The organism is Burkholderia cepacia, from assembly GCF_029962485.1.
Lineage (GTDB): Bacteria > Pseudomonadota > Gammaproteobacteria > Burkholderiales > Burkholderiaceae > Burkholderia.
In genome coordinates, this window is record NZ_CP073637.1 from 2,083,342 (window position 1) to 2,102,328 (window position 18,987).

The window sequence follows — 18,987 nt, forward strand, 5'->3', positions numbered from 1 at the left end:
TCAGTTCAGCGCTTCCATGCGCAGCTTCGTCACCTTCGACACGACCGTCGCGAGGCTCTCGATTTGCGCGATCGCCGCATTGACGTTCTTCTCGACCGTTTCGTGCGTGATCAGGATGATGTCGGTTTCGCCGTTCGCGTCGTCCACCTGCTCCGATTCCTTCTGCAGCAGCGCGTCGATCGAGATGCCCGATGCGGCGAGGATGCGCGTGATGTCGGCCAGCACGCCGGTCTGATCGGCGACGCGCAGGCGCAGGTAGTAGCCGCTCGTCACTTCCTCGATCGGCAAAATCGGCGTGTTCGACAGGCTGTCCGGCTGGAACGCGAGATGCGGCACGCGATGCTCCGGGTCGGCCGTATGCAGGCGCGTGACGTCGACGAGATCCGCGACCACGGCCGATGCGGTCGGCTCCGCGCCCGCGCCCTTGCCGTAGTACAGCGTCGTGCCGACCGCGTCGCCGTGCACGACGACCGCGTTCATCGCGCCCTCGACGTTCGCGAGCAGGCGCTTCTCCGGGATCAGCGTCGGATGCACGCGCAGCTCGATGCCGTTTTCGGCGCGGCGCGTGATGCCGAGCAGCTTGATCCGGTAGCCGAGCTCTTCCGCGTAGCGGATATCGGTCGCGTCGAGCTTGCTGATGCCTTCGACGTATGCGCGGTCGAACTGCACCGGCACGCCGAACGCGATCGCGCTCATGATCGTCGCCTTGTGCGCGGCGTCGACGCCTTCGATGTCGAAGGTCGGATCGGCTTCCGCGTAGCCGAGCTCCTGCGCGGCCTTCAGCGCGGTCGCGAAGTCGAGCCCGCGGTCGCGCATTTCCGACAGGATGTAGTTGGTCGTGCCGTTGATGATGCCGGCGATGTACTGGATACGGTTCGCGGTCAGGCCTTCGCGCAGCGCCTTGATGATCGGGATGCCGCCGGCGACGGCCGCTTCGAACGCAACCATCACGCCCTTTTCGCGCGCCGCTTCGAAGATCTCGGTGCCGTGCACCGCGAGCAGCGCCTTGTTCGCCGTCACGACATGCTTGCCGTTCGCGATCGCGCGCAGCACGAGCTCCCGCGCGAAGCCCGTGCCGCCGATCATCTCGGCGATGATCGCGATCGACGGATCGTCGACGACTGCATTGAAGTCGTCGGTGATCTGTGCGGCGGCGGCGTCACCGCCGAGCGCTGCCTGCGCCTTGGCCGGGTTGCGCACGGCAATGCGCGCCACCTCGATGCCGCGCCCCGCGCGTCGCTTGATTTCTTCCTGGTTGCGGCGCAGCACCGTGAAGGTGCCGCTGCCCACCGTGCCGAAGCCCAACAGGCCAACTTTGATCGGTTCCATGCTGCGTGTGATCGATGAGTAAGAAGTAGTGAATTCCGTGTGACCCTGCCCGCTCAGACCGAATGGCGCTTGCGGTAGCCGTCGAGGAAGCGTGCGATCCGGTTGATCGAATCGGTCAGGTCGTCGAGGTTCGGCAGGAAGACCACGCGGAAGTGGTCGGGCGTCGCCCAGTTGAAGCCCGTGCCCTGCACCAGCAGCACGCGCTCCTCGAGCAACAGGTCGAGAATGAATTGCTGGTCGTTCTGGATCGGGTAGAGCTTCGGATCGAGGCGCGGGAACATGTACAGCGCGGCCTGCGGCTTCACGCAGGTCACGCCCGGGATCGACGTAAGCATGTCATACGCGAGCTCGCGCTGCTTGAAGAGGCGCCCGCTCGGCACGATCAGCTCGTTGATGCTCTGGTAGCCGCCGAGCGCCGTCTGGATCGCGAATTGCCCGGGCACGTTCGCGCACAGGCGCATCGACGACAGGATGCCGAGCCCCTCGAGATAATCCTTCGCGCGCCGGCGGTTGTCGCCACCGAGGCCCGACACGGCCATCCAGCCCGCGCGGTAGCCGCACGAGCGATAGCTCTTCGACAGGCTGTTGAACGTCACGGTGATCACGTCTTCCGACAGCGAACCCATCGCCGTGTGCTCGAGGCCGTCGTAGACGATCTTGTCGTAAACCTCGTCGGCGAACACGATCAGCCCGTGCTGGCGCGCGATGTCGAGCAACTCGAGCAGCAATTCGTCGGAATAAAGCGCGCCCGTCGGGTTGTTCGGGTTGATGACGACGATCGCCTTCGTGTTCGGCGTGATCTTGCTGCGGATGTCGTCGAGATCGGGCATCCACGCGTTCTGCTCGTCGCACACGTAGTGCACGGGCGTGCCGCCCGACAGGCTCACCGCCGCCGTCCACAGTGGGTAGTCGGGCGCGGGCAGCAGCACTTCGTCGCCATCGTTCAGCAGCGCCTGGGTCGCCATCACGATCAGCTCGGACGCGCCGTTGCCGATGTAGATGTCATCGAGGCCGACGCCCACGACGCCCTTTTCCTGCGTGTAGTGCATCACGGCCTTGCGCGCCGAGAACACGCCCTTCGAATCCGAATAGCCGGACGACGCCGGCAGGTTGCGGATCATGTCCTGGATGATCTCGTCCGGCGCGTCGAAACCGAACGGCGCGAGGTTGCCGATGTTCAGCTTGATGATGCGGTGGCCTTCTTCCTCGAGGCGCTTCGCGTGCTCGAGCACCGGGCCACGGATGTCGTAGCAGACGTTGAGCAGCTTGTTCGACTTCTGAATCGGTTTCACGACGACACGGTTCCTGGGTTGGCCTTGCGGCCGGGGGGGACGGGATCAAAACTGGAAAGCGGCCGGTCTGTGCGCGCTGTCTAGACTGGAAAAAAGCGGGCGGTCGGACGCGGCTTGTGGCGACGCACGACGCAAGTGGCGCCCGGGGGCGACCAAAAAGTTATAATTTAGCGGATTTTGGCCGACTTTCGCAATGCACCATAGCCGCGCCGGGCCCGCGCCGTCAGGCGTCCCTGCGTGGCCAGGCGCGCGAAACCGGCCAAACCGGGCCGCTGAGGCCCTGCGAACCATTCCCCTACGGAACCGCGGAATACCGATTTGAAACTGCACCAGGACACGAGCGGCGCGCTCAATACCGTCACCGGCTACGGCCCCGATTACGTCGACGTCAATCTCGAACGCCATGAAACGAGCGTCATCGTGCTGCCCGGCGCGCCGGTCCAGGCATGGCCCGTGTCGTCGTTCGACGCGCTCGCGCCCGAGCATTTCGCGATGCTGCTCGACCCGACGCCCGAACTCGTGATCTTCGGCAGCGGCGCGCGGCTGCGCTTCCCGCACCCGCGGCTCGTCGCGGCGCTCACGGCCAAGCGGATCGGAGTCGAGACGATGGATTTCCAGGCGGCCTGCCGCACCTACAACATCCTGATGGCCGAGGGCCGGAAAGTCGCCGCCGCGCTCTTAATTGAACGTTAATCCCCGATGCGGTAAAACTCGGGCCGGCGCAGCGGGTCGATCCCCCCGATCGGCCCGGCCAGGCCGCCCGCCCCCGGCGCAACCCGCCGGCGGCCCGTCACAACAACCAACAGGCTGAAAATCCATGAACGATACGCCGTCGAGGCTACCGCTCAATCGCATCACGCTCGTCCTCCTGCTCGTCGCGCTCGCGATCGTCTGGTTCGCGCCGCTCGGGCTGCGCCACCTGATCCCGAGCGACGAAGGCCGCTATGCGGAAATGGCGCGCGAGATGTTCGTCACCGGCGACTGGATCACGCCGCGCTACAACGGCTACAAGTACTTCGAGAAACCGCCGCTCCAGACCTGGCTGAATGCGCTCACGTTCGCGTGGTTCGGCATCGGCGAATGGCAGGCGCGCCTCTACACGGCTGTTGCGAGCTTCGCCGGCGTGCTGCTCGTCGGCTACACCGGCGCGCGCCTGTTCAACCCGCTGTCGGGCTTCCTCGCGGCCGTCGTGCTCGCGTGTTCGCCGTACTGGAACCTGATGGGCCACTTCAACGCGCTCGACATGGGGCTCGCGTTCTGGATGGCGCTGTCGCTCTGCTCGCTGCTGCTCGCGCAACGGCCCGGGCTGCGTCCGGCCGCGGTGCGCGGCTGGATGTGGACGTGCTGGGCCGCGATGGCGTTCGCGGTGCTGTCCAAGGGCCTCGTCGGCCTGATCCTGCCCGGCGCCGTGCTCGTGCTCTATACGCTGATCGCGCGCGACTGGGCGCTGTGGAAGCGCCTGTACCTGGTCAGCGGCCTCGTGATCTTCTTCGCGATCGTCACGCCGTGGTTCGTGCTCGTCCAGCAGCGCAACCCCGAATTCTTCAATTTCTTCTTCATCGTCCAGCAGTTTCGCCGGTACCTGACCCCGGAACAGAATCGCCCGGGCCCGCTGTACTACTTCGTGCCGGTGCTGCTGGTCGGCTTCCTGCCGTGGCTGTCGGTCGCGTGGCAGAGCATCCGCCATGCGCTGCGGATGCCGCGCCAGCCGAACGGCTTCTCGCCGATGCTCGTGCTGCTGATCTGGAGCGCTTTCATCTTCCTGTTCTTCAGCACGTCGCATTCGAAGCTGATCTCCTACGTGCTGCCGGTCGCGCCGGCGCTTGCGCTGATCATCGGCGCGTACCTGCCGCTGATGACGGCCGACCGGTTCCGTCGCCACCTGCTCGGCTACCTCGTGTTCTTCGTCGTCGCGGCGTTCGGGCTCATCTTCCTCGCGTACCAGGGTGACGCCCGCACGCCGAATGCGCTGTACCGCGTGTTCCAGATGTGGCTGTACGCGGGCCTCGCGGTCTCGGCCGCGCTGACGCTCGCGGCCGCATGGCTGAACCGCCGCACTGGCGTGGCCGCCGCGATCACCGCCTTCGGCGCCGCATGGCTCGCGTTCGGCACGATCGGCGGCACCGGGCACGACGAGTTCGGTCGCTACAGCTCGGGCGCGCTGCTCGCCCCCGCCGTGCGCGCCGAACTGGCGAAACTGCCGCCCGACACGCCGTTCTACTCGATCGAGATGCTCGACCACACGTTCCCGTTCTACATGGGCCACACGACGATCATGGTCCAGCGCCAGGACGAGCTCGCGTTCGGGATCTCGATGGAGCCGAACAAGTGGATTCCGACCGTCGACGAATGGATCACGCGCTGGAAGCAGGAAACCCATGCGCTCGCGATCATGCCGCCCGGCCAGTACGACACGCTGGTCAAGCAAGGCGTGCCGATGCGCGTGATCGCGCGCGACAACCGTCGCGTAATCGTCGAGAAACCGCAATCGTAAGGACGCCCGTCGCATGAATCCCGTTTCGTTGGTCTGCATCGTCACCGGCGTGATGCTCAACGCCGTTGCGCAACTTTTGCTGAAAGCCGGCGTCAACGCCGTCGGGCACTTCGAATTCAGCCGTGCGAACATCATCCCGGTCGGCCTGAAGATCGCGACCCAGTTGCCGATCATCGGCGGCCTCGGCTGCTACGTGCTGAGCGTCGTGGTCTGGATTCTCGGGCTGTCGCGGGTCGACGTGTCGATTGCGTACCCGATGCTGTCGCTCGGCTACGTCGTCAACGCGTTCGCGGCCTGGTACCTGTTCGGCGAGGTGCTGTCGGTCCAGCGGCTCATCGGCATCGGCATCATCCTGATCGGGGTGCTCGTGCTCGCACGCAGCTGAGCACGCCCCGCGGCGTTAAGCGTCCGCCTACAAAAAATCACGGTGCGAATCCGCCAACCGGTGTTTAATGCCGGTTTCGGGCGGGATCGCCCGACCCTTTTATTACACGCCATTACAGGCCAACGCGTTCATGAGCCAGAATACCGCTCCGTTTCTGCCGTTCACCCGCCCGGAAATCGACGAGGAAACCATTCAGGGCGTCGTCGAAGTGCTGCGCTCGGGCTGGATCACCACCGGCCCGCAGAGCCAGAAGTTCGAAGCGGCGCTGTCCGAGTACTGCGGCGGCCGTCCGGTCCGCGCGTTCAATTCGGGCACCTGCACGCTCGAGATCGGCCTGCGCATCGCGGGTGTCGGTGCCGGTGACGAGGTCATCACGACGCCGGCGTCGTGGGTCTCGACCAGCAACGTGATCATCGAAACGGGCGCGACGCCCGTGTTCGCCGACATCGATCCCGTCACGCGCAACATCGACCTCGACAAGCTCGAGCAGGCGATCACGCCGCGCACCAAGGCGATCATCCCCGTGTTCCTGTCCGGCCTTCCGGTCGACATGGACCGCCTGTACGCGATCGCGCGCGCGCACAAGCTGCGCGTGATCGAAGACGCCGCGCAGGCATTCGGCTCGACGTGGAACGGCAAGCGCATCGGCGCGATCGGCGACATCGTGTCGTTCAGCTTCCACGCGAACAAGAACCTGACGACGATCGAAGGCGGCGCGCTCGTGCTGAACAACGAGGACGAAGCGACGCTCGCGCAGAAGTACCGGCTGCAGGGCATCACGCGCACCGGCTTCGACGGGATGGACTGCGACGTGCTCGGCGGCAAGTACAACCTGACGGACGTCGCCGCCCGCGTCGGCCTCGGCCAGTTGCCGCACATCGACCGCTTCACCGCGCAGCGCCGCGCGCTCGCCCGTGCGTATTTCGACGCGTTCGACGGAAGCGCGGCCGTGAAGCTCGGCGTCGGCCTGCCGGTTGCCGACTTCGAGAACAGCAACTGGCACATGTTCCTCATCACGCTGCCGCTCGAGCGGCTGACGATCACGCGCGCCGAGTTCATGGCGCAGCTGAAGGAACGCGGCATCGGCACGGGCATCCACTACCCGGCGATCCATCTTTTCACGCTGTATCGCGCGCGCGGCTTCAAGGAGGGCATGTTCCCCCACGCCGAACGGTATGGCGCGTCGACCGTCACGCTGCCGCTGTTCACGCAGATGACGGAAGGCGACGTGCGTCGCGTGGTCGACGCCATCAACCAGATTTGCGAACAATACGGAAAATAAGCGTACATGAGTCACCTTGAAGCACGCGCCGGGCACCCGGGCGCCGGACACCTGGACGCCGGCCGGCCCGAAGTATCGGTCATCATCCCCGTGTACAACGAGGAAGATGGCCTCGCCGCGCTGTTCGCGCGACTGTATCCGGCGCTCGACGCACTCGACACGTCATACGAAGTGATCCTGATCAACGACGGCAGCCGCGACCGCTCGGCCGCGATGCTCGCCGATCAGTTCCACGTACGGCCCGACACGACGCGCGTCGTGCTGCTCAACGGCAACTACGGCCAGCACATGGCCATTCTCGCGGGCTTCGCGCAATCGCACGGCGAGATCGTCATCACGCTCGACGCCGACCTGCAGAACCCGCCCGAGGAAATCGGCAAGCTGATCGCGAAGATGCGCGAGGGCTACGACTACGTCGGCTCGATCCGCAAGCAGCGCCAGGACAGCCTGTGGCGGCGCAAGGCGTCGCAGGTGATGAACCGGCTGCGCGAACGCATCACGCGCATCAAGATGACGGACCAGGGCTGCATGCTGCGCGCGTACAGCCGCCGCATCATCGACACGATCAACGTGTGCGGCGAAGTCAACACGTTCATCCCCGCGCTCGCGTACACGTTCGCGCAGAAGCCGACCGAAATCGAGGTCGCGCACGAGGAACGCTTCGCAGGCGAATCGAAGTATTCGCTGTACAGCCTGATCCGGCTGAACTTCGACCTCGTGACCGGCTTCTCGGTCGTGCCGCTGCAATGGCTGTCGTTCATCGGCGTGATCCTGTCGCTCGGCTCCGCCGCGCTGTTCGTGCTGCTGCTCGTGCGACGCTTCATCGTCGGCGCGGAAGTGCAAGGCGTGTTCACGCTGTTCGCGATCACGTTCTTCCTGCTCGGCGTGATCATCTTCGCGCTCGGCCTGCTCGGCGAGTACGTCGGCCGCATCTACCAGCAGGTGCGCGCACGGCCGCGCTACCTGATCCAGGCCGTGCTCGAGCAGCACGACGGCATGCCGCCGGTGCCAACCGGCGCGAACCGCACGGGAGCCGGCCAATGAAGCCGCGCGCGGTCGTCTTTGCGTATCACAACGTCGGCGTGCGCTGCCTGCAGGTGCTGCTTGCGCGCGGCGTCGACGTCGCGCTCGTCGTCACGCACGAGGACAACCCGAACGAGAACATCTGGTTCGGCAGTGTCGCGTCGGTCGCGGCCGAGCACGGCATTCCTGTCGTCACGCCGGCCGATCCCGCCGATCCGGCACTGCGCCGCGCGGTGTCCGACGCGCAGCCCGATTTCATCTTCTCGTTCTACTACCGTCACATGCTGCCGGTGGACCTGCTCGCGATCGCGCCGCGCGGCGCGTACAACATGCACGGTTCGCTGCTGCCGAAATACCGGGGTCGGGTACCGACCAACTGGGCCGTGCTGAACGGCGAGACCGAAACCGGCGCGACGCTGCACGAAATGGCCGCGAAACCCGACGCGGGCGCGATCATCGGCCAGACCGCGGTGCCGATCCTGCCGGACGACACGGCCACGCAGGTGTTCGACAAGGTCACGGTGGCGGCCGAGCAGACGCTCTGGCGCGTGCTGCCCGCACTGCTCGCGGGCGAGGCGGCACACCTGCCGAACGATCTGTCGACCGGCAGCTACTACGGCGGGCGCAAGCCTGAAGATGGCCGCGTCGACTGGTCGAAACCGGCCGCGCAGGTCTACAACCTGGTGCGCGCGGTCGCGCCCCCGTATCCGGGCGCGTTTACGGACATGAACGGCACGCGTTTCGTGATCGCGCGCGCGCGCCTCGCGGCGCCCGGCAGCGCGGCAGCGGCAGCCGCGGCAGATTTGCCGCCCGGCCTGCACGTAAGCGATAATGCGCTATTCGGCGTCTGCGGCGACAGCCGCGCCCTATCCATTCTCGAGCTGTGGCAGCAGCGCGACGGCAGCGAAACCGTCGTGACGCCCGCGGAATTCGCGCAGTTCATTCATTCTTCCCGTCATTCATGAAAGCAAAAAAAGTCCTGATCCTGGGTGTGAACGGCTTCATCGGCCATCACCTGTCGAAGCGCATTCTTGAAACCACCGATTGGGAAGTGTTCGGCATGGACATGCAGACCGACCGGCTTGGCGATCTCGTCAACCACGAGCGGATGCATTTCTTCGAAGGCGACATCACGATCAACAAGGAGTGGGTCGAGTATCACGTGAAGAAGTGCGACGTGATCCTGCCGCTCGTCGCGATCGCGACGCCCGCCACCTATGTCCAGCAACCGCTGCGCGTGTTCGAACTCGACTTCGAGGCGAACCTGCCGATCGTGCGTTCGGCCGTCAAGTACGGCAAGCACCTCGTGTTCCCGTCGACCTCCGAGGTCTACGGCATGTGCTCGGACGAGCAGTTCGACCCCGATGCATCGGCGCTCACCTACGGCCCGATCAACAAGCCGCGCTGGATCTACGCATGCTCGAAGCAGCTGATGGACCGCGTGATCTGGGGTTACGGGATGGAAGGCCTGAACTTCACGCTGTTCCGTCCGTTCAACTGGATCGGCCCGGGCCTCGACTCGATCTACACGCCGAAGGAAGGCAGCTCGCGCGTGGTCACGCAGTTCCTCGGCCACATCGTGCGCGGCGAGAACATCAGCCTCGTCGACGGCGGCTCGCAGAAGCGCGCGTTCACCGACATCGGCGACGGCATCAGCGCGCTGATGAAGATCATCGAGAACAAGGACGGCGTCGCGTCGGGCAAGATCTACAACATCGGGAATCCGAAGAACAACTTCTCGGTTCGCGAACTCGCGCACAAGATGCTCGAACTGGCCGCGGAATACACCGAGTACGCCGATTCGGCCAAGCAGGTGAAGCTCGTCGAGACGACCTCCGGCGCCTACTACGGCAACGGCTACCAGGACGTGCAGAATCGCGTGCCGAAGATCGACAACACGATGCAGGAGCTCGGCTGGGCGCCGCAGGCAACGTTCGACGACGCGCTGCGCAACATCTTCGAAGCGTATCGCGGCCACGTCTCCGACGCGCGCGCGCTCGTCGAACAGCAAGGCTGATCGGGACGTTCGCTTGGCTCGCATCGTCCTCAAGATCGACGTCGACACGCTGCGCGGCACGCGCGAAGGCGTGCCGAACCTCGCGCGCATCTTCGACCGCTTCAGTGCGCGCGCGACCTTCCTCTTCAGCCTCGGGCCCGATCACACGGGCTGGGCGCTGCGGCGCGTGTTTCGCCCGGGCTTCCTGAAGAAGGTGTCGCGCACATCGGTGGTCGAACACTACGGCGTGAAGCAGCTGATGTACGGCGTGCTGCTGCCGGCTCCCGACATCGGCCGCCGCGCGATCGCCGACATGCGCGCGATTCACGAGGCCGGCTTCGAATGCGGGATCCACACGTGGGATCACGTGTACTGGCAGGACAACGTCCGCGCGCGCGATCGCGACTGGACCGCGCGTGAAATGCAGAAGAGTCACGCGCGCTTCATCGAGATCTTCGGCGCGCCGCCCGTCACGCATGGCGCGGCCGGCTGGCAGATGAACAATGCCGCGTTCGAGCAGATCGATGCATGGGGGATGCGCTACGCATCCGACGGGCGCGGCCATTCGCCGTACCTGCCCGTCGTCGGCGGCCGCACGCTGTCGCACGTGCAGATGCCGACCACGCTGCCGACGCTCGACGAAGTGCTCGGCGTCGACGGCGTCGATACGCACAACGTCGCCGCGCACATTCTCAAGTTCACCGAAACCAATCCGCACGACCAGGTGTTCACGCTGCATGCGGAACTGGAAGGCCAGAAGCTCGCGCCCGTATTCGAGCAACTGCTCGCCGGCTGGCGTGCGCAAGGCCACACGTTTGCGACGATGGGCGACTACCACGCGACGCTGGACCGCGACTCGCTGCCATCGTACCCTGTCACGTGGGGCGAAATCCCCGGCCGCTCCGGCGAACTGATCGTCCAGCCCGACTGAGTTCGCGCGCGAGCCGGCGTCGCCCGCAGCGCGGTTGCCACGCGCTGCCGCGACGCCCCGCCGCACCGCGCCGCCGCAGCGGCGCCTTTCCATAACAACAGGAGAAACACGTGTCTGTCGAAGTTGACCGTCAAGTTCCCGATTTCACTGCACCGGCCACGGGCGGCGACATTTCGCTGTCCGACCTGAAAGGCAAGAAGCTCGTGCTGTACTTCTATCCGAAGGACAACACGCCGGGCTGCACGACCGAAGGGCTGCAGTTCCGCGATCTCTATCCGAAGTTCAAGAAAGCCGGTGCGGAAGTCATCGGCGTGTCGCGCGACAGCCTGCGCTCGCATGACAACTTCAAGGCAAAGCTCGAACTGCCGTTCCCGCTGATCTCCGATGCCGACGAAGCGCTGTGCGCGCTGTTCGATGTCATCAAGATGAAGAAAATGTATGGCAAGGAAGTGCGCGGAATCGAGCGCTCGACGTTCCTGATCGACGCCGACGGCGTGCTCCGTCAGGCATGGCGCGGCATCAAGGTGCCGGGTCATGTGGACGACGTGCTAAGTGCTGTACAAGCGCTTTGAGGCGCGTTATATTGGGCCGCAATGAATGCCAGTTCGCCCCATATTTCTCGTAGCTGCGCCGGTGCTCGATGCGATGCTTCCCGGCACCTGAAGCGCATCACGACGGTATCAGCCGAGCCGCATGTCCCTGTCGACGGGGCAGCGGCTTTTTTTATGGATTGCGCGCCGGCCCTCCCGGTCCGGCCCTAACCGCATCGAGGAGCTGATCGACACTTAGGCGAACCGGCTAGACGAAATTCCTGTGCGCCACCGCGCGCAAACTGCTTGCGTCTACGTCACGCAGGATGCGATCAGCGGCGCACGTCATGCGACACGATTCTCCCGAGGGACACCATGCCTTTGCCTACCCCCCCCAGCAAGCTCGGCAGCCTGCTGCCGCCCGACGAATACAAGGCGAAAGCGCGGCCCGCGAAAGCCGCGAAGAAATCCGCCGAAGGGGACGCATCCACAGCCGGTGACTACGGTCCGGCGAGCGTGGCCCAACCGATGATCGAAGCCGCGAACACGGCCGCGCCGCTGCGCGCCGTCGCGTCTTCGGCGCAGGAAACCGCGAGCGCACCCGCACGCGGTCGCAAGACCAAACAGACGGCCGCACTGTTGCAGCCGATGCAGGCGCCCGCCGAACCCGCGGCGCCGGTCGTCGCGCGCAACGACAAGCCGGCTGCCGACAAACCGGCCGCGGCGCCCGCGCGCGACACCGGCGCCGCGACGAAGTCGCGCAGCCGCAAGCCCGCCGAAGTCGAACAGCAGAAACTGTTCGTGCTCGACACCAACGTGCTGATGCACGACCCGAGCAGCCTCTTCCGCTTCGAGGAACACGACGTCTATCTGCCGATGATGACGCTCGAGGAACTCGACAACCACAAGAAGGGGATGTCCGAAGTCGCGCGCAACGCACGCCAGGTCAGCCGCACGCTGGACGCGCTGGTCGCCGATGCGGGCCCGATCACGGCCGGCATCCCGCTGTCGCGCCTCGGCAGCCGCGAGGCGGTCGGCCGCCTGTACTTCCAGACGAAGCTCACCGACATCGCGCCCGTCGAAGGCTTGCCCGAAGGCAAGGCCGACAACCAGATCCTCGGCGTCGTGCGCGCGCTGCAGCGCGACCGGCCGGACCGCCAGGTCGTGCTGGTGTCGAAAGACATCAACATGCGGATCAAGGCGCATGCGCTCGGCCTGCCCGCTGAAGACTACTTCAACGACCAGGTGCTCGAGGATTCGGATCTCCTGTACAACGGCGTGCGCGAGCTGCCGCAGGACTTCTGGACCAAGCATGCCAAGGGCATGGAGAGCTGGCAGGACACGAAGACGGGCACCACGTACTACCGCGTGACCGGCCCGCTCGTCGCGTCGATGCTGGTCAACGAGTTCGTCTATCTCGAGCCGCAGAACGGCGAGCCGACGTTCCATGCGATCGTCCGCGAACTGAACGGCAAGACGGCGCTGCTGCAGACGCTGCGCGACTACAGCCACCACAAGAACAACGTGTGGGGCATCACCGCGCGCAACCGCGAGCAGAATTTCGCGCTGAACCTGCTGATGAACCCCGAGATCGACTTCGTCACGCTGCTCGGCCAGGCCGGCACCGGCAAGACGCTCGTCGCGCTCGCGGCCGGCCTCGCGCAGGTGCTCGACGACAAGCGCTACAACGAGATCATCGTGACGCGCGCGACCGTGCCCGTCGGCGAGGACATCGGTTTCCTGCCCGGTACCGAGGAAGAGAAGATGCAGCCGTGGATGGGCGCATTCGACGACAACCTCGAAGTGCTGCAGAAGACCGACGACGCTGCCGGCGAATGGGGCCGAGCTGCAACGCAGGAGCTGATTCGTTCGCGCCTGAAGGTGAAGAGCATGAACTTCATGCGCGGCCGCACGTTCGTCGACAAGTACCTGATCATCGACGAGGCGCAGAACCTGACGCCGAAGCAGATGAAGACGCTCGTCACGCGCGCGGGCCCCGGCACGAAGATCGTGTGCCTCGGCAACATCGCGCAGATCGACACGCCTTACCTGACCGAAGGCAGCTCGGGCCTGACCTACGTCGTCGATCGCTTCAAGGGCTGGGGCCACAGCGGCCACGTGACGCTCGCTCGCGGCGAACGTTCACGGCTTGCCGACTACGCGTCGGACATCCTGTAACACCGCAAGCCGGCCGATCGGCCGGCTGTCGACGCCACACGGCGCTCCGTTTCCGGAGCGCCGTTTTTATTTGGGGTCGAAGAGAAAAGTAACGCTTCGTCACGCAACAACGCAGTTTACGCGCGAAACTTCAAGTAAATTCTCAAGAATGGTTGCTTAAGCCCCGCCGGAACGTCTACCATCGGGTCTGTCTGTTGTCATACGATTCGCGAGCGCGCCGCGCTCGCCCGCCTCGCCATGCTTCGAATCTGGGTTCCCGTTGCCGTCGTTTCCCTGCTTGCGGCCTGCTCCAGCGTGCCGCCGCAGTCGGCATCGCGTCCCGCGTCGGGCATGAAGATCACAACACCGCGCGCGTTCCCTGCGCCGGCCAATTTCCCGAAATTCGTCGATCACAGTGTCGGCCAGGAAGAAATCTCGATCCAGGCGATGAGCCTCGTCGGCGTCCCGTATCGCTGGGGCGGCAACACGCCGACGAGCGGCTTCGACTGCAGCGGGCTCGTGCGCTACGTGATCGGCCGCGCGGCCGACGTCAACCTGCCGCGCACGACCGCCGACATGAGCGGCCGCGGCGTGTCGATCGAACCCGACGAGATCGCGCCGGGCGACCTGATTTTCTTCAATACGACCGGGCGGCCGCATTCGCACGTCGGCATCTATGTCGGCAAGCTGCGCTTCGTCAATGCGCCGTCGACGGGCGGCACCGTGCGGCTCGACTACCTGACGAACCCGTACTGGGCCAAGCGTTTCGACGGCATTCGCCGCGTCGCGCCGCCGCGCACGGCACCGACGCCGTTCGATGCGCCGACCTACGAGGCGAAGCGCGACGAGCCGCGCAACCTGCCGGCAGCTGCGCCGGCCGCGGTGGTCGCGACTGCCGCTGCGCCGCGGCCGCCTGTCTATGCATCGTCGCAAGCGAAAACGACGCAAGCGCCTGCACCCACTCCGGTCATCGCGGCCGCGCCGGTCGCGACAACCGCCGCAGCTACACCTGCGGCCCCGGCCGCCGATCCGTACGAACCGCCACCGCCGCGCACACAGGCAGCGCAGCAACAGGCATCCTCGATGAATGACGGCATGACCGCGATGACGGCCAATGCGGCGCCCGCCGCCCCGTCGGAATCCGGCACGCAGATTCCGACGACCGCGCTGACGGCCGCCCAGGCCGCCGCGTTCGATGCCGAACCGCCGCCCGCCACGGCGTCGGCCTCTGCGCGCAGTATCGAGCCCGCCCCCGTGCAGGTATTGCGTGCGTCGACGCAATCCGCGCCCGTCAGCCCGCGCACCAGCACCGCAGACGATCCGATCGCGCGATTTGCGAACGGAAGTTACTGACCGGTTGCCCGAACCGCGGCGGTGAGTAACGTTGGCGGCATCGGCCGCCGCGCCCCGCCTGCTCCGCCTGAAATTCCCCCGCCCCAAAAGAAAATGCGCCGCAGCCTTTCGGCTTGCGGCGCATTTCATGGCGATCCGGCTGTATCGGCGATCAGAAGATCTGGTGGCCGAGCCACCATCCACCGGCCGCGAACAGCGCGGCTGCGGGCAGCGTCAGCACCCACGCCCACACGATGTTGCCTGCGACGCCCCAGCGTACGGCCGACAGCTTCTGCGTCGCGCCGACACCGACGATCGCGCCGGTGATCGTGTGCGTGGTCGACACGGGAATGCCGAGGAACGACGCGATGAACAGCGTGATCGCCCCGCCGCTTTCCGCGCAGAAACCACCGACCGGCTTGAGCTTCGTGATCTTCTGGCCCATCGTACGCACGATGCGCCAGCCGCCGAACAGCGTGCCGAGGCCCATCGACAGGTAGCACGCGCCGATCACCCACGCCGGCGGCGCATCGGCGGTGGCCGATGCGTAGCCGCTCGCGATCAGCAGCATCCAGATGATGCCGATCGTCTTCTGTGCGTCGTTGCCGCCGTGACCGAGACTGTACAGGCCGGCCGACAGCAGCTGCAGCCGGCGGAAGCGCCGGTCGACCTTGCTGGGCGCGGTACGGAAGTACAGCCACGACACGCCGAGCATGAACAGCGAACCGAGGATGAAGCCGAGCAGCGGCGAAATGAAGATGAACGCAACCGTCTTCAGCAGCCCGTCGATGTTCAGCGAGCCCCAGCCCGACTTCGCCAGCGCTGCGCCGACGAGACCGCCGATCAGCGCGTGCGACGAGCTCGACGGAATCCCGTAGTACCAGGTGATCACGTTCCAGCCGATCGCACCAACCAGTGCGCCGAATATGACGTAGTGGTCGACGATCTCGGGGTCGATCGTGCCTTTGCCGACGGTCTGCGCGACTTTGAGGTGGAAGATGAAATACGCGATCACGTTGAAAGCGGCCGCGAACACGACGGCCTGCTGGGGTTTCAGCACCCCGGTCGACACGACGGTGGCGATTGAGTTCGCCGCGTCGTGAAAGCCGTTCATGAAGTCGAATACGAGCGCGACGAGCACAAGCGTCGCGACCATCCAGAGGGCGAGTTGTATCGAATGCATCGTGGTCCGCTCAGGCGTTTTCCAGCACGATGCCTTCGATGATGTTCGCGACGTCCTCGCACTTGTCGGTGATCTCTTCGAGCAGCTCGTAGATCGCCTTCAGCTTGATGAGCGTCTTCACGTCGTCTTCCTCGCGGAACAGCTTCGACATCGCCGCGCGCAGCACGCGATCGGCCTCCGACTCCCAGCGGTCGATCTCCTCGCACTGCTTGAGGATCTGTGCCGACTGCTTCATGTCGGACAGCAACCCGACCGCCTGCTGTACGTGCTGGGCCGACTGCGTGACGATGTGCGCGAGCTGGCTCGCCTCGGACGTGACGGCGCGCACGTCGTACAGCGACACGGCCGTCGCGACGTCTTCCATCAGGTCGAGGATGTCATCCATCGTCGTGATCAGCTTGTGGATCTCGTCGCGATCGAGCGGCGTGATGAAAGTCTTGTGCAGCAGATCGATCGCCTCGTGCGTGAGCTTGTCGGCGGCCTTCTCGGCGGTTTGCACGTTTTGCTTGTGAATCTCGGCGTCGGCGAGATTGTCGATCAGCAGTTCGAGCTCGCGGCCACCGGAAACGATGTGCTTCGCGTGCGCGTTGAAGAGTTCAAAGAACTTGCCCTCGGTGGGCATGAATCGACCGAACATGGGATTCCTGAGAGATTGTCAAACTACTGTCACGAAAACGGGCGACATTGTACCGTTTTCGGTCGCGACGCGACGCGCGCACATGCGCGCGCCGGGATTGGATACAACGTTTGGCGATTTAGGGCTTTACAATCGGCGTTACTCGCCGTAGAACGTCTGCGCCCCTGCAAAGTTATCGAACTTCGTGTATTGCCCCAGGAACGTGAGCCGAACGGGGCCGATCGGACCGTTACGCTGCTTGCCGATGATGATTTCCGCCGTGCCCTTGTCGGGGCTGTCCGGGTTGTAAACTTCGTCGCGGTAAATGAACAGGATCACGTCCGCATCCTGCTCGATTGCGCCCGATTCGCGCAAATCGGACATCACCGGACGCTTGTTCGGACGCTGTTCGAGACCGCGGTTCAGCTGCGACAGCGCGATCACCGGCACATCGAGTTCCTTCGCGAGGCTCTTCAGCGATCGCGAGATTTCCGAGATTTCGGTCGCGCGGTTCTCGCCCTGCGACGAACCCGACATCAGCTGCAGGTAGTCGACGATGATCAGGCCGAGCTTGCCGCACTGGCGCGCCAGACGCCGCGCGCGCGAGCGCAGTTCCATCGGGTTCAGGCCGCCCGTCTCGTCGATGAAGAGCTGCGCCTCGCTCATCTTCTGCACCGCATGCGTCAGCTTCGGCCAATCCTCGTCCGTCAGGCGGCCCGTCCGCATCCGGTGCTGGTCGAGCCGGCCGATCGAGCCGAGCATACGCATCACGAGCTGGGTACCCGGCATTTCCATCGAGAACACCGCGACCGGCAGCCCGTACTCGACCGCGACGTATTCGCCGATGTTCATCGAGAATGCCGTCTTACCCATCGACGGGCGCCCTGCGACGATGATCAGTTCGCCACCGTGCATCCCGGAGGTCATCCGGTCGAGGTCGACGAAGCCCGTCGGCGTGCCCGTGACGTCGCTCGGATTCGCGGTGTGGTACAGCGTGTCGATGCGCTCGACCACCTGCGTGAGCAGCGGGCCGATCTCGAGGAAGCCCTGGTTGCCGCGCGCGCCTTCTTCGGCGATCGAGAACACCTTCGACTCGGCTTCGTCGAGCAGCTGACGCACTTCCTTGCCCTGCGGATTGAACGCGTCGGCCGAGATTTCATCAGCGACCGACACGAGCCGGCGCAGCACCGCACGGTCGCGCACGATTTCGGCATAACGACGGATGTTCGCCGCGCTCGGCGTGTTCTGCGCGAGTGCGTTCAGGTACGCGAGCCCGCCGACGTCTTCGGCCTTGCCGGACGTGACCATCGCTTCGTACACGGTCACGACGTCGGCCGGGCGCGTCGACGCGATCAGCCGGCCGATGTGCTCGTAGATGATCCGGTGGTCGTAGCGATAGAAATCGCCCTGCGACAGGAAGTCGGCAATCCGGTCCCAGGCCGCGTTGTCGAGCAACAGGCCGCCGAGCACCGACTGTTCGGCTTCGACCGAATGCGGCGGGACTTTCAGCGATTCGATTTGGGGATCTTGCGGCGCGTTCATGGGTTGGGATTATCGCGAATAGATCGCAGCTGCGCTACCGCCGAGGCGATCGGGCAATAAAAAAGGCAGGCCCCGGTTGCCCGGGCGCCTGCCCTTGTCCGGACGGCGGAAGCCGCCCGGAAAGCTTGCATACGCTTACGCGTGGTCGCCGATCACGTTGATCGTGACGTCGACGACGACGTCCGTGTGCAGCGCGACCTGGACGCTGTGCTCGCCGATCATCTTCAGCGGGCCTTCCGGCATGCGAACTTGCAGCTTCTCGACTTCGAAACCTGCCTTCTTCAGCAGTTCCGCGACGTCGCCGTTCGTGACCGAGCCGAACAGACGGCCGTCAACGCCCGACTTCTGCGTGATTTCGAACGACTGGCCGTTCAGCTTCTCGCCGACTGCCTGCGATGCTGCCAGCTTTTCAGCGGCGATCTTTTCGAGTTCAGCGCGGCGCACTTCGAATTCAGCGATCGCTTCCTTCGTTGCACGGCGAGCCTTGCGGTTCGGGATCAGGAAGTTGCGAGCGTAACCGTCCTTGACCTTGACGATGTCGCCGAGGTTGCCCAGATTGGCGACTTTTTCCAACAGAATGATTTGCATTCGAATTCTCCTTATGGCGTCGCCGAGTTACGCCTTGTGCTGATCGGTGTACGGCAGCAGCGCGAGGAAACGCGCACGCTTGATTGCCGTGTCGAGCTGACGCTGATAGTGCGCCTTCGTACCCGTCAGACGCGCCGGCGTGATCTTGCCGTTTTCGCCGATGAAGTCCTTCAGCGTTTCCGTGTCCTTGTAGTCGATCTGATCGACGCCTGCAGCCGTGAAACGGCAGAACTTCTTGCGCTTGAAGAGCGGGTTTTGTTGCTGACGACGCTTGTCGAATTTCTTACCAGTCGGGCGGGGCATGATT

18 protein-coding genes are annotated in these 18,987 nt (G+C 65.0%); 11 read left to right on the forward strand and 7 right to left on the reverse strand.

All coding sequences use genetic code 11. From position 1 onward, the window contains the following. The gene (locus KEC55_RS09665) at window positions 1–1,329 is read right to left on the reverse strand and encodes a homoserine dehydrogenase (RefSeq protein WP_282505236.1); all 1,329 of its coding nucleotides are present in this window, start codon (window positions 1,327–1,329) and stop codon (window positions 1–3) included. Between the two features lie 53 nt (window positions 1,330–1,382). Then, window positions 1,383–2,621: a pyridoxal phosphate-dependent aminotransferase gene (locus KEC55_RS09670; RefSeq protein ID WP_176047214.1), complete on the reverse strand. Its 1,239-nt coding sequence runs from the start codon at window positions 2,619–2,621 to the stop codon at window positions 1,383–1,385. Between the two features lie 318 nt (window positions 2,622–2,939). Between KEC55_RS09670 and KEC55_RS09675 the strand changes: the two genes are divergently transcribed. The 11 genes from KEC55_RS09675 (at window position 2,940) to KEC55_RS09725 (ending at window position 14,772) form a co-directional block, all read left to right on the forward strand. Beyond that, window positions 2,940–3,314, forward strand: a complete 375-nt coding sequence (locus KEC55_RS09675; RefSeq protein WP_012328660.1) for an Mth938-like domain-containing protein — start codon at window positions 2,940–2,942, stop codon at window positions 3,312–3,314. A 124-nt stretch (window positions 3,315–3,438) separates the two neighbouring features. Then, window positions 3,439–5,115, forward strand: a complete 1,677-nt coding sequence (locus KEC55_RS09680) for a glycosyltransferase family 39 protein (RefSeq protein ID WP_176047215.1) — start codon at window positions 3,439–3,441, stop codon at window positions 5,113–5,115. A gap of 13 nt (window positions 5,116–5,128) precedes the next feature. After that, on the forward strand, window positions 5,129–5,500 hold the full coding sequence (locus tag KEC55_RS09685) for an SMR family transporter (protein ID WP_153488433.1): 372 nt from the start codon (window positions 5,129–5,131) through the stop codon (window positions 5,498–5,500). Window positions 5,501–5,630: 130 nt separating this feature from the next. Next, window positions 5,631–6,782, forward strand: a complete 1,152-nt coding sequence (locus KEC55_RS09690) for a DegT/DnrJ/EryC1/StrS family aminotransferase (protein ID WP_282505240.1) — start codon at window positions 5,631–5,633, stop codon at window positions 6,780–6,782. A 6-nt stretch (window positions 6,783–6,788) separates the two neighbouring features. After that, entirely contained in the window at window positions 6,789–7,826 is a 1,038-nt protein-coding gene (locus KEC55_RS09695) for a glycosyltransferase (RefSeq protein ID WP_282505242.1), read from the forward strand. Next, window positions 7,823–8,770 (forward strand): formyltransferase, encoded by a 948-nt coding sequence (locus KEC55_RS09700; protein ID WP_282505244.1) that lies wholly within the window; start codon window positions 7,823–7,825, stop codon window positions 8,768–8,770. The genes KEC55_RS09695 and KEC55_RS09700 overlap by 4 nt, the downstream gene beginning before the upstream one ends. Further along, entirely contained in the window at window positions 8,767–9,822 is a 1,056-nt protein-coding gene (locus KEC55_RS09705; protein WP_282505245.1) for a bifunctional UDP-4-keto-pentose/UDP-xylose synthase, read from the forward strand. The genes KEC55_RS09700 and KEC55_RS09705 overlap by 4 nt, the downstream gene beginning before the upstream one ends. A 13-nt stretch (window positions 9,823–9,835) precedes the next feature. After that, window positions 9,836–10,732, forward strand: a complete 897-nt coding sequence (locus KEC55_RS09710; protein WP_282505246.1) for a polysaccharide deacetylase family protein — start codon at window positions 9,836–9,838, stop codon at window positions 10,730–10,732. Window positions 10,733–10,842: 110 nt separating this feature from the next. After that, complete coding sequence (locus KEC55_RS09715) at window positions 10,843–11,304, forward strand: peroxiredoxin (RefSeq protein WP_006756046.1); 462 nt, start codon at window positions 10,843–10,845, stop codon at window positions 11,302–11,304. A gap of 333 nt (window positions 11,305–11,637) precedes the next feature. Beyond that, a complete protein-coding gene (locus tag KEC55_RS09720) occupies window positions 11,638–13,440 on the forward strand; it encodes a PhoH family protein (protein ID WP_282505247.1) in 1,803 nt (600 codons plus the stop codon). Window positions 13,441–13,677: 237 nt separating this feature from the next. After that, a complete protein-coding gene (locus tag KEC55_RS09725) occupies window positions 13,678–14,772 on the forward strand; it encodes a C40 family peptidase (protein ID WP_282505248.1) in 1,095 nt (364 codons plus the stop codon). A 151-nt stretch (window positions 14,773–14,923) separates the two neighbouring features. Here the strand turns inward: KEC55_RS09725 and KEC55_RS09730 are convergent, their stop codons facing one another. The 5 genes from KEC55_RS09730 to rpsR form a co-directional block, all read right to left on the reverse strand. After that, window positions 14,924–15,934, reverse strand: a complete 1,011-nt coding sequence (locus KEC55_RS09730) for an inorganic phosphate transporter (RefSeq protein WP_021156518.1) — start codon at window positions 15,932–15,934, stop codon at window positions 14,924–14,926. 10 nt (window positions 15,935–15,944) lie between these two features. After that, entirely contained in the window at window positions 15,945–16,571 is a 627-nt protein-coding gene (locus KEC55_RS09735) for a DUF47 domain-containing protein (protein ID WP_096503051.1), read from the reverse strand. A gap of 138 nt (window positions 16,572–16,709) precedes the next feature. After that, a complete protein-coding gene (locus KEC55_RS09740) occupies window positions 16,710–18,092 on the reverse strand; it encodes a replicative DNA helicase (RefSeq protein WP_282505249.1) in 1,383 nt (460 codons plus the stop codon). 135 nt (window positions 18,093–18,227) lie between these two features. After that, window positions 18,228–18,680, reverse strand: coding sequence for a 50S ribosomal protein L9 (gene rplI, locus KEC55_RS09745; protein ID WP_039366989.1), 453 nt, complete (start codon window positions 18,678–18,680; stop codon window positions 18,228–18,230). Between the two features lie 27 nt (window positions 18,681–18,707). After that, window positions 18,708–18,983, reverse strand: a complete 276-nt coding sequence (rpsR, locus tag KEC55_RS09750) for a 30S ribosomal protein S18 (protein WP_011657068.1) — start codon at window positions 18,981–18,983, stop codon at window positions 18,708–18,710. Window positions 18,984–18,987: the final 4 nt, after the last annotated feature.

Bases quoted from the DNA above. Each gene is read 5' to 3' on its own strand.
- KEC55_RS09665 (WP_282505236.1), bottom strand. From the start codon at position 1,329: ATGGAACCGATCAAAGTTGGCCTGTTGGGCTTCGGCACGGTGGGCAGC.
- KEC55_RS09680 (WP_176047215.1), top strand. From the start codon at position 3,439: ATGAACGATACGCCGTCGAGGCTACCGCTCAATCGCATCACGCTCGTC.
- KEC55_RS09685 (WP_153488433.1), top strand. From the start codon at position 5,129: ATGAATCCCGTTTCGTTGGTCTGCATCGTCACCGGCGTGATGCTCAAC.
- KEC55_RS09690 (WP_282505240.1), top strand. From the start codon at position 5,631: ATGAGCCAGAATACCGCTCCGTTTCTGCCGTTCACCCGCCCGGAAATC.
- KEC55_RS09695 (WP_282505242.1), top strand. From the start codon at position 6,789: ATGAGTCACCTTGAAGCACGCGCCGGGCACCCGGGCGCCGGACACCTG.
- KEC55_RS09700 (WP_282505244.1), top strand. From the start codon at position 7,823: ATGAAGCCGCGCGCGGTCGTCTTTGCGTATCACAACGTCGGCGTGCGC.
- KEC55_RS09705 (WP_282505245.1), top strand. From the start codon at position 8,767: ATGAAAGCAAAAAAAGTCCTGATCCTGGGTGTGAACGGCTTCATCGGC.
- KEC55_RS09720 (WP_282505247.1), top strand. From the start codon at position 11,638: ATGCCTTTGCCTACCCCCCCCAGCAAGCTCGGCAGCCTGCTGCCGCCC.
- KEC55_RS09725 (WP_282505248.1), top strand. From the start codon at position 13,678: ATGCTTCGAATCTGGGTTCCCGTTGCCGTCGTTTCCCTGCTTGCGGCC.
- KEC55_RS09730 (WP_021156518.1), bottom strand. From the start codon at position 15,934: ATGCATTCGATACAACTCGCCCTCTGGATGGTCGCGACGCTTGTGCTC.
- KEC55_RS09735 (WP_096503051.1), bottom strand. From the start codon at position 16,571: ATGTTCGGTCGATTCATGCCCACCGAGGGCAAGTTCTTTGAACTCTTC.
- KEC55_RS09740 (WP_282505249.1), bottom strand. From the start codon at position 18,092: ATGAACGCGCCGCAAGATCCCCAAATCGAATCGCTGAAAGTCCCGCCG.
- rplI (WP_039366989.1), bottom strand. From the start codon at position 18,680: ATGCAAATCATTCTGTTGGAAAAAGTCGCCAATCTGGGCAACCTCGGC.
- rpsR (WP_011657068.1), bottom strand. From the start codon at position 18,983: ATGCCCCGCCCGACTGGTAAGAAATTCGACAAGCGTCGTCAGCAACAA.